This window comes from Actinomadura harenae (assembly GCF_003696215.1).
GTDB classification, from domain to species: domain Bacteria; phylum Actinomycetota; class Actinomycetes; order Streptosporangiales; family Streptosporangiaceae; genus Spirillospora; species Spirillospora harenae.
Window position 1 is genome coordinate 16,304 of record NZ_RFFG01000091.1, and the last position, 14,464, is coordinate 30,767.

Here is a 14,464-nt window from a genome sequence, read left to right on the forward strand (position 1 = left end):
CGTTCGAGCAACCTCCTCACCTCAGGCGACACCGCAAGGCATCCGATGAGGCACTGGTCGGTCATGCCCTCATGCCCCTGCCGATGGAGCTGCGGCTCCACCGGCAAGGGCGTCGGCTCCACCGTCATGCCGATCCGGTCCGCAGGACGGCGTAGACCGCCTTGCCACCGGACGCCAGCGGGTTGACCCCCCAGGCGAGAGCGAGCCGTTCAACGATCGCCAATCCTCGCCCGGTCACCGTGGACGCGTCGAGCGGACACGGTTCGGGACGCACGTCACTGGAGTCGCGGACCTCGACCACCGGCCCGGCGTCAGCCCGGTAGAGGAGAAGCTCCAGAGTCCCGCCGGCTTCCTCACCGACGTGAACGATGGCGTTAGTGACCAGTTCTGAGACGATCACTTTCGCCTGGTAGACCGCGTCGGCGTCCTGCACTCCCTGCTCACCCAGCCATCGCCCGACCTCCGCCCGGGCCTCCCGGACGAACTCCAGCGACGCCGGGACCGCCAGGACGACCGGCATGCCCACCGGGGCGGGAACCGCCCCTCCACCAGCTGTGACCACGATGCGCTTCCTCACGACGACGTTGTCAGTGACTCGCCCCACATTCAGTCACGCTCCGCAGTAGCGTGAACTTGCTCGGTCACTTGGTCCAGAGGTGGCAAGTGGAGTCCATCGAACGTCAAGTCGGTCCAGCCGGAGGTCCCAGCATCATGACGGCACGCCCCCGACGCGCCAAGAGCACCCGCTCGCCCGCTCTCATCGCCTTCGGCAGCCAGCTCAAACGGGCTCGCAATGCCAAGAGCGTCCTGCAGGAGCAACTTGCCCGTGCCACCAACACGTCGGTGTCATTTGTCAGCAAGGTGGAGAACGGCCGCAAGCGATGTGGCCTGGACTTCGTACGAGCAGCCGACGAACTGCTCGAGGCAGACGGTTCCCTGCTCGAACTCTGGGAGGACCTCAACCGTGACGGGCACCCCGTTCCGCTCTGGTTCGACTGGCCCGAGGTCGAGGGGGAGGCGGTCATGCTCGTCTCCTGGGAGCACTCCATCGTCCCCGGCCTCGCTCAGACCGAGGCGTACGCCGACGCGATGCTCGTCGGAAATGCCCAGCGGCTCCAAGCCCGCCTCAAGCGGCAGGACATCCTCAGGCGAGAGGCCCCCGCCCCTCCCACCCTCCTGTTCCTGCTGGATGAGACCTGTCTGCGCAAGCCCGTCGGCTCACCGCAGGTCATGCGCGAACAGCTCGAGCACCTGCTGGTGCTGGCGGCGCTCCCGAACGTCGTCGTCCAGGTCGTCCCGCAGAGCGGCGAACACCAGGGCAATATCGGCGCCTTCGCCCTGGCGACCATGGAGGATCGGAGCGAAGTAGCGTATATGGACACGATCGTTCGCGGGATCACCACCGACGACCCCAGTGACCTGGCCGTCCTCGCTCGTCACCTGGTCGATCTGCGTGGTCGTGCCCTACCCGCCACGATGACGCTCGACTGCATCAGGAAGGTGCTGGAAGAACAGTGGATCTGAACCGCCCTCAGTGGCGCCGTTCCTCCTACAGCGGTCCGGACGGCGGCAACTGCGTCGAAGTCGCACCCTCGTCCCCCGCCCAGGTCGCTTTTCGCGACAGCAAGAACCCCGTCCAGGGCCGGCTGACGCTCTGTCCGAGCCACTATGCCCAACTGCTCCACACCCTGAAGAACCTCTGAATCCGCAGCACGCCCGGAACGTCCGGGGACGGTGCGGATGATGCCAGCGCAGGCGGCGGGTGTCGGCCCGCCGCCTGCGCCTTTTGCCCTCAACCAGATCGCAAGGTTCGGCGACCGCATCGGCAACTTGAGCGGGCTTGGCGAGGTGCGGTCAGTCGTGGGTCAGGGCGTTGAGGATGGAGAGGCGGGCGGCCTTGGCGGCGGGGAGGGCGGCGGCCGCGACGCCGATGAGGACGGCGCCGGCGACGGACGCGGCGAGCATGAGCCAGGGCACCACCAGGACGCTCTTGGTCCCGTCCGTGCCGTGCTGGAGGGCGACGCCCCAGACGAGCCCGAGCGCGAGTCCGAGGACGGTGCCGAGCACCGCGATCAGCGTCGACTCCAGCCGGACCATCCAGCGCACCTGGCCCCGCGACGCGCCGACGGCGCGGAGCAGGCCGATCTCCCGGGTCCGTTCGGTGACGGCGAGGGCCAGGGTGTTGACGACCCCCAGGGCCGCGATGAGGACCGTCAGCGCGAGCAGCCCGTACACCAGGGCGAGCATGTCGCTGGTCTGGCCGCGCACGAACGCCTTGTAGGCGCTGCGGTCCTGGACGGTCACCTGGGGGTATCCGCTCAGCGCCCGTTCGAGCGCGGCGCCGACCACGGCGGGGTCGGCGCCCTTGGCGGCGCTGACGAACAGGCGGGAGTCGGCGGTGGCCGGGGCGAGCCTGGCCAGCAGGTCGATGCCGACCATGGGCGCGGTCCGGTAGCGGCCGATGGTGGCGCCCGCGGGCTCCTGCCTCTGCAGGGCGCCGACCGTGAGGGACTCCGGTCGTCCGCCGGGCACCCGGAGGACGACGCGGCTCCCGACCGTCACGCCGAACCGCCGGGCGACCTCGTCCACCAGGATGACCTGGCCGTGGCTCAGCGCGTCGGCGGCGGAACCGCCGGTGTAGGTCTCGCGCATGGCGTCCGGGAAGCCGGGATCGTCCCCGTAGAGCTTGAGGTTCATGGACCGTCCCCCGGCGGTGAGGGTCACGGGGCTGACGCGTTCCCGGACGACCCCGCCCACGCCGGGGACGCGCCGGACGGCGTCGACCGCGTCCTTGCCGATGCTGACGTCCCCGGACTTTCCGCCCACCATGTAGTCCGCGCCGAACATGCCGTCCACCCGGGCCTCCATGGACGCGCGGGACGAGGCGGCCATGACCGAGAGCGCGGCGGCGACCGCGACGCCGATCATCAAAGCCGAGGCCGTGGCGGCCGTCCGGCGCGGCTGGCGGAGCGTGTTCCGCCTGCCGAGCGTCCCGACGGGCCCGAGGAAGCGGACGTACCCGGCCGTCAGCAGCGGGACGGCGCGCAGGACGAGGACCGGCGCGAGCATCACGAACGCGGCGAGCGTCAGGAGCGCGCCGAAGGGGATCGCGTTCCGTCCGAGGGCAAGTAGGACCACGCCCGCGACCAGCAGGAACGCGCCCGCGACGGTCCGGCGGCGGGACGGCCCGCCCGTGGGTTCGCCGTGGTCGCGGAGCGCCGCCATGGGCGCGACGCGTCCCGCGCGGCGCGCGGGCAGCCGGGCCGCCAGGAGCGTGACGCCGACCCCGACGCCGTACGCGGCGAGGGGGGTGGTCGCGGAGAAGCCGAGGGACATGTGCCGCGTGTTCACGCCGAGGCCCGCGATGACCTGTTCCAGGACGGCCACCAGCCCGACGCCCGCGAGCAGGCCGAGGGTCGAGCCGAGGAACCCCAGGGTCAGCGCCTCCAGGGCGACGGAGCGGCCGACCTGGCGGCGGTCCGCGCCGAGGACGCGCAGCAGCGCCAGTTCGCGGGTGCGCGCGGCGACGAGCATCGAGAAGGTGTTGAAGATCAGGACGCCGCCCACGAGCACCGCCACGCCGGCGAAGGTCAGCATCCAGGTGCCCAGCGCCCCGGCCACGTCGCCCACGCCCTGGGGGCCGTCCGTCCCGGTCGGGTCCCGGGCGAGCGTCGAGGCCGTGTCGCCGAGGGCCGCGGCGATCCGATCGCGCAGCTCCTTGGCGGTGACGCCGGGGGCGGCGTCCACGCGGATCGAGGTCAGCCGCCCGGGGCGTCCCAGCAGGCGCCGCTGGGCGGTGGCGGTGTCGACGTAGACGCGGGTGTTGCCGCTGCTGAACGTCCGGAAGTCGACGATGCCCGCGATCCGGGCCTGGAAGGTCCCGGGGACGGCGACGACCCGGACGACGTCGCCGAGCCGGAGCCGTCCCCGGTCGACCGTGTCGCGGTCGAGGACGACCTGGTCCGGGCCGTCCGGCGCGTGCCCGGAGGTGAGGCGCACCGCGCCGGGGTCCGGCGCGTCCCAGCTCCCGGCCAGCACCGGGACGGAGCCCTTGGTGAGGCCGCTCAGCCGGAGCCCGGACGCCGCGTCGATCCGCCGTCCGGACGCGTCGGTGAGCGAGGCGCTCTGGACGGTCACGTCGCCGGCGGCCGTCCTGACCCCGGGCACCCGCCGGACCCGGGCGAGCAGGTCGCCGGGCAGGGTTCCGCCTCCCGGCGCGCCCCGGGCCGCCTGGCGCGCGGCCTCGTCGGCGTCCCCGCCGGTTCCGGCCTGGGGCGCGGTCACCGTGACGTCCGGCGCGGTGGAGCCCCGCGGGGCGAAGGCCCCGGAGACGGCGTGGGTGAACATCAGCGAGCCCGTCACGAACGCCACCGACAGCATCACCGCCGAGACCGACAGGACGAGCCGCGCCTTGTGCGCCGCGAGGCCGCGCAGGGCGACCTTCGTCATCGGCGCGGAGCGGGACCGCCGTCCGCGACGGGTTCGTGGGGAAGGTCTGGGTACTCGCATCGGCCGCTCCATGGCTTTCGTTCGGGACGGCTTCACGGTCCCGGACGGACCCACCGTCGCGGATCGGCCCACAGGCCATTTCGCGGCCGCGACCAGGGCCGCAGCCGGGGCGGCGGGCTCCGTCCCCGGACGGGACGCGCCTCCGCCCGGGGACGGAGCACCTCCCTCCGCCCCCAGGCGGATGCCCCGGGGAAGCGCCGCGGGCTATCGTCACGCGGTGAACACCCGCCCGCCGCTGCTGAAGCGCCTGACCCGGCGGCAGCTCATCGCCGTCGACGTGCTGATCTGCGGCGCGCTCATGGTGCTGGGCCGTCCGACGCACGCGCAGCTCGCGCAGAGCGGCCTGACGCCCCTGCTCTTCACCGTGATCATGGGGGCGATGGCCGGGTCGGTGGCGGTCCGCCGGATCTGGCCGCTCGCCGCCGTCGGGACGTCCCTGGCGGCCTTCCTCGGGCTGGCGGCCCACGGCTTCGCGAAGTTCCCGACGATGCCCGTGGCGCTCGTCCTCTACATGGTGGCCGTGCTGCGTCCGCGCGGGACGGCCCTGGCCGCGCTGGTCGGGGTGGAGCTGGGCGTCGGGTTCGGCTGCGCCGTCGCCGGGCCGTCGCCCGGATCCCACTGGTCCCCGTCGTTCGGCGCCGACTGGCGGGACCTGTGGTTCGGGCAGAGCACCGCGCTGATCGCCTTCTGGGCGACCGGCGTCATGCTGCGCACGCAGCGCCGGTACGAACGCGAGCTCCAGGCCCAGGCCGAGCGCGGCGCGCAGGACCGGATCGAGGAGGCCCGGCGCACCGTCACGCGGGAGCGGATGCGGATCGCCCGCGAACTGCACGACGTGGTGGCGCACAGCATGAGCGTCATCGCCGTCCAGGCGGGCGTCGGCCACCACGTGATCGGCGTCCGCCCGGACGAGGCGGGCAAGGCGCTCGCCGCGATCGAGACGACCAGCCGGGCCGCGCTCCGCGAGATGCGCGGCCTGCTCAGCGTCCTGCGGGAGGAGACGGCGGACGACACCGCCGAGCCGTTCCTCGCCACCCCGGGCCTGGCCGACCTCGCGCGGCTCGCCGAGCAGACCGAGCGGGCGACCGGGCTGCGGGTCGAGCTCCAGATCGACGGCGCGCCGGGCGAGCTGCCCCCGGCGCGCGAACTGGCCGGATACCGGATCGTGCAGGAGGCGTTGACCAACGTGGTGAAGCATGCGGGCGCGGACCGGGTCCGCGTCCGGGTCGTCAGGGGGGACGCGGACGTGGAGATCGAGGTGACCGACGACGGGGCCGGACCGGTCGCCGGGACCGTCCCGAGCGGGCACGGACTGGTCGGGATGCGGGAGCGGGTCGCCCTCTACGGCGGCGAGTTCACCGCCGGACCCCGCCCGCACGGCGGGTTCCGGGTGTGGGCGCGGCTTCCGGCCGGGAGCCCGGAATGACGCTGCGGGTGGCGGTCTGCGACGACCAGACGCTGGTCCGCGCGGGGTTCCGGGTGCTCATCGACACCACGCCCGGCCTGACCGTCGTCGGCGAGGCCGGGACGGGCGAGGAGGCGGTGGAGCTGATCCGGCGCGAGCGTCCCGACGTCGCGCTGATGGACATCCAGATGCCCGGGATGGACGGGATCGAGGCCACCCGGCGGCTGCTCGCCGGGCCCGACCCCGTCCCGGTCCGGGTGCTGATCCTGACGACCTTCGACCTCGACCGGTACGTGTTCGCCGCCCTCCGCGCCGGGGCCAGCGGCTTCCTCCTGAAGGACACCCCGCCGAGCGACCTGCTCGCCGCCGTCCGGGTCGTCGCGGGCGGCGAGGCGCTGCTGTCGCCGCGGGTGACGCGCCGCCTGGTGGCGGAGTTCGCGCGCCGTCCCGCCGTCGCGGTCGAGGCCGCGCACCGCCTGGACGGCGTGACGGGCCGCGAGCGCGAGGTGCTGGTGGAGGTCGCGCGCGGGCTGTCCAACACCGAGATCGCGGCCGAGCTGCACATGTCCGTCGCCACGGCCAAGTCGCACGTGAGCCGCCTGCTGACGAAGCTCGCCGCCCGCGACCGCGCGCAGCTGGTGATCGCCGCCTACGAGTCCGGCCTCATGACCCCGGGCGGCTCCTGAGGACGGCGGGCGGCTCCGGAGAACGGCGGGCGTCCGCCCAGGTCGGAAGGTGCTGGGTAGGGCGGGCGGGACTCGAACCCGCGACCCAGGGATTATGAGTCCCCTGCTCTGACCGGCTGAGCTACCGCCCCTGGAGCGACCCCCGGTGGGTGGTGCGTCCTTGGGGGCGTGCCGGGGTCATCTTAGCGGTGGGGACGTGGCCGGGGCCACTGTAGTCCTCACGGGTGGTGGCGGATCATACCTCGTGCGGAGTGACGCGGCCGGTGACCGGTCGGTAGGGTCCGGGCTATGTCCAAGGTTGTTCGGCCGTTCGTGATCGTGGCGCTCGCCCTGCTGGCGGTGGGGGGATGCAAGGGGGGCGGCGGCTCGAAGGAGCCCACCGCCCGGTTCGACGCCGGCCAGGTGGTGAAGCAGTCGGCGGACGCCATGGGGAAGGTGACCAGCGTCGCCGTGACGCTGCGCACCGAGGGGAACCCCGGGCTGATGATCCACGGCGGCGACCTGAAGCTGCTCAAGAACGGGGACGGCGAGGGCACCGTCCAGCTGTCCCAGTCGGGGGCGACCGGGGAGATGCAGCTGGTCGCGGTCGGCGACTCGGTCTACATCAAGGGCGTGACCGGCAAGAACTGGCGGAAGGTGCCGAAGGTCCTCGCCGGGACGATGTACGACACGTCGGCGGTGCTCGACCCGGACCGGGGCGTGGCGAAGATGCTGACGTCGATCACGGACCCGAAGGCGCAGGCCGAGGAGAAGGTGGCCGGCAAGGACTGCTACCGGGTCGGCGGGACGCTGACCGGCGCGTCCATCGGGAAGATCGTGCCGGGGGTCGACGGTGACCTGGCCGGGCAGCTGTGGATCGACAAGGCGTCGCACCGGCTCGTCCGGGTGAAGGGGACCATGCCCAAGGGCGGCTCGGCGACGATCGACTTCACCGAGTACGACCAGCCGTACAAGATCAGCGCGCCGCAGTGACCGTGACGGCCGAGGCGCCGGCCCGCGAGGGCGGACGGCGGCGCACCGCGATCGGGGTCGGCGCGGCGGTGGTCCTGCTGGCCTCGCTGGACGCCTACGTGATCTCCACCGTGCTGGTGACGATCGTGAACGACCTGGCCGTCCCGGTGAACCGGCTGGAGCGGATCACCCCGGTGATCACCGGGTTCCTGCTCGGGTACGTCGCGGCGATGCCGCTGCTCGGGCAGCTGTCGGACCGGTTCGGGCGGCGCCCGGTCCTCCAGGCGTGCCTGGTCCTGTTCGCGGTCGGGTCGCTGGTCACGGCGGTCGCCGGGAAGTGGCCGTCGCACCTGGAGGGGACGGACGCGGTCTGGGCGCTGACGTCCGGGCGGGTCGTGCAGGGCGTCGCGGGCGGCGCGCTGCTGCCGGTGACGATGGCGCTCGCCGGGGACCTGTGGCCCGAGCGGAACCGGTCGGTCGTGCTCGGCGCGGTCGGGGCGGCGCAGGAGCTCGGGAGCGTCCTCGGCCCGTTGTACGGGGTGGGGATCGCGGCGGCGCTGGGCTGGCGTGCGATCTTCTGGATCAACGTGCCGCTGACTCTGGCGGCGATGGTCGCGGTGCACTTCTCGGTGCCCGGCGGGCGGCCGCGCGAGCGGGCCCAGGGCGTCGACATGGTCGGCGGCGCGCTGCTGGCGCTCGGGCTCGGGCTGCTGGTCGTGGGCCTGTACAACCCGGATCCGCAGCGTTCGGCGCTGCCGCCGTGGGCATGGGCGCTGCTTCCGGCGGGCCTGGTGGCGCTCGTCGTGTTCGTCCTCTGGGAGGTCCGGGCGCGGACGCGGCTGTTCGACCTGTCCGGGGTGCGGCGCGGGCCGCTGCTGGCGGCGCTGGGCGTGAGCCTGCTGTCCGGGGCCGCGCTGATGGTGACCCTCGTCGACGTCGTGCTGATGGCGCGCACGCTCCTGGGCAAGGACGACGTGGGCGGCGCGCTGCTGCTGACGCGGTTCCTGGTGGCGCTGCCGGTCGCGGCCGTCCTCGGCGGCTGGGTGGCGCACCGGTTCGGCGAGCGGTGGCCGATGGTCGCCGGGATGGCCGTCGCGGCCCTCGGCTTCGCGCTGATCGCGTCCTGGCCGGTGAACGCCGCGGACGCGTCGTACGGCCCCCTCCCCCGCGTGGACACCGACCTGGTCGTCACCGGGCTGGGCCTCGGCCTGGTGATCGCGCCGGTGTCGTCGGCGGCGCTGCGGTACGTCCCGGCGGCGCGGCACGGCGTGGCGTCGGCCGCGGTGGTCGTCGCGCGGATGATGGGGATGCTGCTCGGCATCGCGGCGCTGTCCGGGTGGGGGTTCTACCGGTTCGGGGCGCTGACCGCGCACCTGGAGATGCCGCTGCCGTTCGACGAGGGCTTCACGAAGAAGTTCGCGGCGTACAAGGTCGCCCTGAAGCACGCCCTGCACACCGAGTACTCGGAGATCTTCTGGATCACGGCCGGGTTGTGCGTCCTCGGCGCCCTCGTCGCCCTCGCCGTCCGTCCCGCCCGCGACTCCGCCTGAACCCACGCGTCGCGTCTCTCCCGGTGCGCTCTTACCGTCCGTTCTCTTGACACGGTGATCGCCGTGGTGCAGGTTTTTCGCGAGGTCGCCCGAATGACCGCTTGGTCACGACGGCGTGCCCGCCGGCGCCCCCGCCCAGGGCGACCGCGTCCGCGCACCGTGGGGAGACGTGATGGACCCTCTCGTGGAGTCCCGTCCCGGGACGACCGTCCGGTCCCGGCTGACGGCGCGCGGACTGCGGATGACGGTCGGCCCGCTGCTGTCGAGGTGGCCGCTGACCAGGCACGGACTGCGTCCGGCCGTCGCGATCGACCTGGCCGCGCCGCTCGCGCTGCCGACACCGCGCTGGGCGGACGTCGAGCCGGTCGAGGCCGACGGCCTCCGCGCCGAGTGGGTACGGGGGCCGCACGCCGCGTCCGACCGGGCGGTGCTGTACTTCCACGGCGGCGGCTTCTTCTCGTGCGGGCTCCGCACGCACCGCCGGATGATCGCGCGGATCGCGGCGGCGTCCGGCGCGCCCGTCCTATCCGTGGCGTACCGCCAGCTGCCGGAGGCGCCGCTCGCCGTGTCCGTCGAGGACGCCGTGACCGCCTACGCGTGGCTGCTCGGCCAGGGGTACCCGGCCGACCGGATCGTCGTCGCGGGCGACTCGGCGGGCGGGTTCCTCACGTTCGCGGCGACGCTGCGCGCGATGGCGGACGGCCTGCCGCGCCCGGCCGCGCTCGTCGCGCTCGCGCCGCTCACCGACCTCGACGACACCGCGAAGCTGGAGCACGCCAACGCCCGGCTGGACGCCTACCTCCCGGCGCGCCGGGTGCGCCGCCTCGCGTCCCTGCTGACCGAGGACGCCGGTCCGCTCGACCCGGCCATGTCCCCGGTGAACGGCGAGCTCGGCGGCCTGCCGCCCACGCTGATCCAGGTCAGTTCCAGCGAGATGCTGTTCCCGGACTCCGAGCTGATGGCCGGGCGCCTCACCGCCGCGGGCGTCCCGTGCCGCCTCCAGGTCTGGGAGAACCAGGTCCACGTGTTCCAGGTGTTCGCCGATCTCGTCCCCGAGGGGCTCGCGGCGCTGCACGAGGTGGGCGCGTTCGTCCGCGAGCACACCGAGCGCCGCGCCGAACCGCGTGCCACACCCTCGCGCGGGCGCGCCCGCAGCGCCGCCTGACCTCCGGTCGGGCCGCCCGACCACCGGCCGGGGGGCTTCCCGGCCGTTCATGACGCGATCCGGACAGGCCCTAAACCAGGGAAGTCAGAAAGGATCAACAGCCGCGCGGCCCGCTGGGGAAGGCGTGCAGGCTGGGCCGGGCGAGGCGGCATGCCCCTATCGGACCTCCCGAAAACGTTTCGAGACTGTGCCGCGAGCGCACTCCGGAATATCCTGGCAAAGGATGGCCAAGGGCCTCTTGCCGGGATCTCCCGGGGAGGTGACGACGATGAGCTGGTTCCGTTCCGGGGCGCGGCGGCACGCCGCCATGGACGGTGACGCGAGGCAGGCGGCCGGGGCGCCGCTGCGCCGGTGCGCGCGGAGGGCGGGCCTGGCGCCCAGCGACCTGCGCCGCCCGGTCGACCGCGTCCAGCGCGCGATCGCGTTCGTGCTGCTCGGGCTGGCGTTGATCGCCGTCCCGCTGGCCGCGACGACATGCGCGCGCTGGTCCTACCGCTCCGGGATGAGGGCGGAGGGCGCCGACCGGTCCGTCCGCGCCCGGGCGGTCGCGACGGCGGAGGCGGTCGGCGTCGGCGCGACGGGCGACCGGTACGTCCACGAGACGCTGCGCGCGCACTGGACGGCGCCGGACGGCAGCGCCCGCGTCGGCGTCCTCACCGCCTGGAAGAACGCCAAGCCCGGGGCGCGGCACACGATCTGGGTCGACCTCAGGGGCACGGCCACGACGCCGCCGCGTCCGCACGGCCGGACGGTCACCGACGCCGGGTACGCGGCGACCGGCGCGGGCCTCGCCGCCGGGCTGCCGCTCTTCGCGGTCTACCTCGTCGTCCGCCGCCGCTGCGACCGGCATCGCGACGCCCTGTGGGAGGCCGCCTGGGCCCGCATGGACGCCGACGCCGGCCACAACCGCCCCTCCTGAACAGCGCCACCTGAACAGCGCCTCCTGAGCGGGCCTCCCGAGCGGGGGCCTCAGAGCTCGCCGGGCCCGCCGGACGGGGGCGGTGACGGCGGCTCGCCCTCGTCGGCGGGCTCGGTGAGGATCCGGTCGACGATGCGGTCGAGCGCCGCGAGGTCGCCCGGCGGCAGGCCGTACATCGCGGGCGGCGGCGTGCCGAGGATGTGCTCGGCCTCGGCGGCGGCCGCCAGGCCCGCCTCGGTCGCGCGGACGAGCTTGGACCGCCGGTCCGACGGGTTCGGAAGGCGTTCGACGAGGCCGCGCTCGGCCAGGTCGTCCACCACGAGGGTCGTGTAGGGGCGGTCGGTGAGCAGCTCACCGGCCAGGTCGCGCAGGGCGATGGGCCCGCGCGCCACGCGGCGCAGCGCCTTGATGCGGAAGAAGCTCATGCCGAGCGCCTCGGTCACCCGCTGCCGCCGGTCGCCGTGCAGGACGAGCAGCTCGTGCATCTTCTTCCAGGTGTCCCGCACCGGGTCGGCGCCCAGATCGGCGCCCAGATCGGCGTCCGGGTCGGCGTTCGGGTCGGCGTCCGGGTCGGCGTCCGGGCGGGAGGGGTCGTCGGTCATGCGCTGGTCACCGGGCTCCTTGGCGTGTCCGTCGCGGTCAGGGCCGCGGCCCGCTCCGCGGTGCGGGCGGCCCGGCGTCCGGTCGTGATGGTACCCACGACCAGGACGGCGACCGCGCACCCCGCCATGATCCAGTACGCGGGGCGGGCCGCGTCCACGAACTCCGCGCGCCCGGCCGCGTGCCCGGCCCCGCCGCTTCCGTGGCCGGACGAGGCGCCCGCGACGCCGACGACCGCGCCGAAGACGGCGACGCCGAGGGCCTGCCCGATCTGGCGGCTGGTGGACGCGACGGCGGCGGCGACCCCGGCCTGGGCGCGCGGCATCCCCGAGACGGCGGTGTTGGTGATCGGCGCGTTGATCATGCCGAACCCGAAGCCGAACAGCGTGAAGGCGGCGAACAGGGTGGCGTCGCGGGTCTCGCCGTCGAACGCGGCGAACAGCAGCGCGCTGGCCAGCATCGTCACCCCGGCGAGCTGGAGCGGGAGGCGCGGGCCCCGGGATCCGGTGAGCCGTCCGGACAGCGGCGCGACCACGCCGGTCACGGCGGCCATCGGCAGCAGGTAGAGGCCAGCGTGCAGCGCGGTGAGCCCCCGGACGCTCTGGAGGTAGATCGAGTTGAGGAAGAGGAACCCGGCGAGGGCGGCGAACCCGCTGATCGCGATGAGGGTCGCGCCGGAGAACGGCAGGCTGCGGAAGAACCGGACGTCGATGAGCGGCTCGTCCGCGCGCAGCGCGTGCGCGACGAACAGCGCGAGCGCGGTGGCGGCGACGGCCGCGGAGCCGAGCACGATCCCGGACGTCGAGCCGCGCGCGGCGCCCTCGATGATCGCGTAGGTCAGGGTGCCGAGCGTCACGATCATGAGCAGCTGCCCGGCCGGGTCCGGACGGCGCGGACGCGGCGCGCGCGACTCGGGGACGAACAGCCGGGTCAGGACGAGCGCGGCGAGCCCGATCGGGAGGTTCAGCCAGAAGATCGAGCGCCAGCCGACCGAGTCGACCAGGAGGCCGCCGACCAGCGGCCCGGCGGCCATGCTGATCCCGACGACGCCGCCCCACACGCCGATCGCGCGGGCGCGCTCGCGCGGCTCGGTGAAGGTGTTGGTGATGATCGACATGGCGACCGGGTTGAGCATGGACCCGCCGACCGCCTGGACGACGCGCGCCGCGATGAGCCAGCCGAGGCCCGGCGCGAGGCTGCACAGCAGCGATCCGGTGGTGAACAGGGCGAGGCCGATCTCGAACACGCGGCGGCGGCCGAGCCGGTCGGCGGTGGAGCCGGAGGTGATCATCAGCCCGGCGAGGACGATCAGGTAGGCGTCGATGGTCCACTGGAGGCCGGACATCGAGGCGTGGAAGTCCCGCTGCATCGAGGGGATCGCGACGTTGAGGGCGGTGTTGTCGAGGCTGACGATCAGCAGGCTCATGCAGCAGATCGCCAGCACGAGCAGCCGTCCGCGGCGTCCTGTGTCCGGCACCGGGCCCTCCCCAAGATGGTTGTAGCCGTATAACCGTTGTAACGGTACAACCATCTCGGGGACCGACGAGGACAGACCTACGTGACCTTCGCGACATCCCCGGACGAGACAGACGTACCGGCCCTCGCCGGAGCGGCCGGCACGACCAGCGGCGTACCGGTCTCAGGATCCGCCATCACGCGGCAGCGCAGGCCGAACACCTCGCCGACCCGCTCGGCCGTGACGACCTCGGCGGGCGGGCCCTCGGCGACGATCCGCCCGTCCCGCATGGCGATGAGGTGCGTGGCGTAGCGCGCGGCCTGGTTCAGGTCGTGCAGGACGGCCACGACCGTGCGTCCCTCGGCGTGCAGGCGCGCGCACAGGTCGAGCACCTCGATCTGGTGCGCGATGTCGAGGAACGTGGTCGGCTCGTCCAGGAGCAGGAGGGACGTCTGCTGGGCGAGCGCCATCGCGATCCACACGCGCTGCCGCTGGCCGCCCGACAGCTCGTCCACGCCGCGGGACGCGAGCGAGGCCACGCCCGTCGCGTCCATGGACTCGGCGACGACGCGCTCGTCCTCGCGCGTCCACTGCCGGAGGACGCCCTGGTCCGGGTAGCGGCCGCGCGCGACGAGATCGGCGACGGTGATCCCCTCGGGCGCGACGGACGACTGCGGCAGGAGTCCGAGCGTCCGCGCGAGCCTGCGGGCGGGCCAGGACGCGATGCGCTCACCGTCCAGGGTCACCGTGCCCGCCGTCGGACGCAGGACGCGCGCGAGCGCCCGCAGGAGCGTCGACTTCCCGCACGCGTTCGGTCCGACGACGACGGTGAACGAGCGGTCCGGGACGGCCACGTCGAGGTCGCGCGCGATGACGCGCCGGTCGTAGGCGAGCGTCAGCCCGACACCGGCGAGCCGGGACCCGGAGACAGCGGGCGGGGAGGCGGTCACAGGCGGCCTGCCTTTCGTTCGGTGATGAGGAGCCAGACGAGGTAGCCGCCGCCGAGGAGCCCGGTGACGACGCCGGCCGGGAGCTGGTGGCCGGGGACGACGCGCTGCCCGGCGAGGTCGGCGGCGGCGAGGAGGGCCGCGCCGAGGCAGGCGGACGGCAGGGCGTTCGGGCCGGACGAGCGGGTCAGGCGGCGGGCGAGCTGCGGCGCCGTGAGCGCGACGAAGGAGACCGGCCCGGCGGCGGCAGCGGCGAGCGAGGCGAGCAGGACGGCG

The 14,464-nt window shown here is 74.0% G+C and carries 14 protein-coding genes and 1 tRNA gene; 8 read left to right on the forward strand and 7 right to left on the reverse strand.

Going from position 1 to position 14,464, the window contains the following annotated elements:
- Nucleotides 1–124: 124 nt before the first annotated feature.
- Nucleotides 125–577 (reverse strand): ATP-binding protein, encoded by a 453-nt coding sequence (locus EBO15_RS33725; protein ID WP_147481782.1) that lies wholly within the window; start codon nt 575–577, stop codon nt 125–127.
- 134 nt (nt 578–711) lie between these two features.
- Between EBO15_RS33725 and EBO15_RS33730 the strand changes: the two genes are divergently transcribed.
- On the forward strand, nt 712–1,524 hold the full coding sequence (locus tag EBO15_RS33730) for a helix-turn-helix domain-containing protein (protein ID WP_122198536.1): 813 nt from the start codon (nt 712–714) through the stop codon (nt 1,522–1,524).
- A complete protein-coding gene (locus EBO15_RS33735; RefSeq protein ID WP_122198537.1) occupies nt 1,515–1,703 on the forward strand; it encodes a DUF397 domain-containing protein in 189 nt (62 codons plus the stop codon). Before EBO15_RS33730 ends, EBO15_RS33735 begins: the two co-directional genes overlap by 10 nt.
- 151 nt (nt 1,704–1,854) lie before the next feature.
- Here the strand turns inward: EBO15_RS33735 and EBO15_RS33740 are convergent, their stop codons facing one another.
- Nucleotides 1,855–4,449 (reverse strand): ABC transporter permease, encoded by a 2,595-nt coding sequence (locus EBO15_RS33740; RefSeq protein ID WP_158628438.1) that lies wholly within the window; start codon nt 4,447–4,449, stop codon nt 1,855–1,857.
- Between the two features lie 277 nt (nt 4,450–4,726).
- On the opposite strand from EBO15_RS33740, the gene EBO15_RS33745 reads away from it, so the two are divergent.
- Complete coding sequence (locus EBO15_RS33745) at nt 4,727–5,935, forward strand: sensor histidine kinase (protein ID WP_122198539.1); 1,209 nt, start codon at nt 4,727–4,729, stop codon at nt 5,933–5,935.
- Nucleotides 5,932–6,600, forward strand: a complete 669-nt coding sequence (locus EBO15_RS33750) for a response regulator (protein WP_122198540.1) — start codon at nt 5,932–5,934, stop codon at nt 6,598–6,600. The genes EBO15_RS33745 and EBO15_RS33750 overlap by 4 nt, the downstream gene beginning before the upstream one ends.
- Nucleotides 6,601–6,657: 57 nt before the next feature.
- Here EBO15_RS33750 and EBO15_RS33755 read toward each other — a convergent pair.
- Nucleotides 6,658–6,731, reverse strand: a tRNA-Ile gene (locus EBO15_RS33755).
- Nucleotides 6,732–6,888: 157 nt separating this feature from the next.
- Between EBO15_RS33755 and EBO15_RS33760 the strand changes: the two genes are divergently transcribed.
- From EBO15_RS33760 to EBO15_RS33775, 4 genes are all read left to right on the forward strand, one after another.
- Nucleotides 6,889–7,572, forward strand: a complete 684-nt coding sequence (locus EBO15_RS33760) for an LppX_LprAFG lipoprotein (protein WP_122198541.1) — start codon at nt 6,889–6,891, stop codon at nt 7,570–7,572.
- Entirely contained in the window at nt 7,569–9,101 is a 1,533-nt protein-coding gene (locus EBO15_RS33765; protein WP_233616613.1) for an MFS transporter, read from the forward strand. Before EBO15_RS33760 ends, EBO15_RS33765 begins: the two co-directional genes overlap by 4 nt.
- Before the next feature lie 172 nt (nt 9,102–9,273).
- Nucleotides 9,274–10,266, forward strand: coding sequence for an alpha/beta hydrolase (locus tag EBO15_RS33770; protein WP_122198547.1), 993 nt, complete (start codon nt 9,274–9,276; stop codon nt 10,264–10,266).
- A 268-nt stretch (nt 10,267–10,534) separates the two neighbouring features.
- Nucleotides 10,535–11,185 (forward strand): Rv1733c family protein, encoded by a 651-nt coding sequence (locus tag EBO15_RS33775; protein ID WP_122198542.1) that lies wholly within the window; start codon nt 10,535–10,537, stop codon nt 11,183–11,185.
- Between the two features lie 50 nt (nt 11,186–11,235).
- Here the strand turns inward: EBO15_RS33775 and EBO15_RS46920 are convergent, their stop codons facing one another.
- The 4 genes from EBO15_RS46920 to EBO15_RS33800 all read right to left on the reverse strand — a co-directional run.
- Complete coding sequence (locus EBO15_RS46920) at nt 11,236–11,787, reverse strand: MarR family winged helix-turn-helix transcriptional regulator (RefSeq protein ID WP_325051960.1); 552 nt, start codon at nt 11,785–11,787, stop codon at nt 11,236–11,238.
- A complete protein-coding gene (locus tag EBO15_RS33790; protein WP_122198543.1) occupies nt 11,784–13,262 on the reverse strand; it encodes an MFS transporter in 1,479 nt (492 codons plus the stop codon). Before EBO15_RS33790 ends, EBO15_RS46920 begins: the two co-directional genes overlap by 4 nt.
- A 77-nt stretch (nt 13,263–13,339) precedes the next feature.
- Entirely contained in the window at nt 13,340–14,191 is an 852-nt protein-coding gene (locus EBO15_RS33795; protein WP_199744965.1) for an ABC transporter ATP-binding protein, read from the reverse strand.
- The coding region (locus EBO15_RS33800) for an iron chelate uptake ABC transporter family permease subunit (RefSeq protein ID WP_147481783.1) at nt 14,188–14,464 on the reverse strand (277 nt) is incomplete at its 5' end. The genes EBO15_RS33800 and EBO15_RS33795, both read right to left, overlap by 4 nt.

Bases quoted from the DNA above. Each gene is read 5' to 3' on its own strand.
- EBO15_RS33740 (WP_158628438.1), bottom strand. From the start codon at position 4,449: ATGACGAAGGTCGCCCTGCGCGGCCTCGCGGCGCACAAGGCGCGGCTC.
- EBO15_RS33750 (WP_122198540.1), top strand. From the start codon at position 5,932: ATGACGCTGCGGGTGGCGGTCTGCGACGACCAGACGCTGGTCCGCGCG.
- EBO15_RS46920 (WP_325051960.1), bottom strand. From the start codon at position 11,787: ATGACCGACGACCCCTCCCGCCCGGACGCCGACCCGGACGCCGACCCG.
- EBO15_RS33775 (WP_122198542.1), top strand. From the start codon at position 10,535: ATGAGCTGGTTCCGTTCCGGGGCGCGGCGGCACGCCGCCATGGACGGT.
- EBO15_RS33770 (WP_122198547.1), top strand. From the start codon at position 9,274: ATGGACCCTCTCGTGGAGTCCCGTCCCGGGACGACCGTCCGGTCCCGG.
- EBO15_RS33730 (WP_122198536.1), top strand. From the start codon at position 712: ATGACGGCACGCCCCCGACGCGCCAAGAGCACCCGCTCGCCCGCTCTC.
- EBO15_RS33760 (WP_122198541.1), top strand. From the start codon at position 6,889: ATGTCCAAGGTTGTTCGGCCGTTCGTGATCGTGGCGCTCGCCCTGCTG.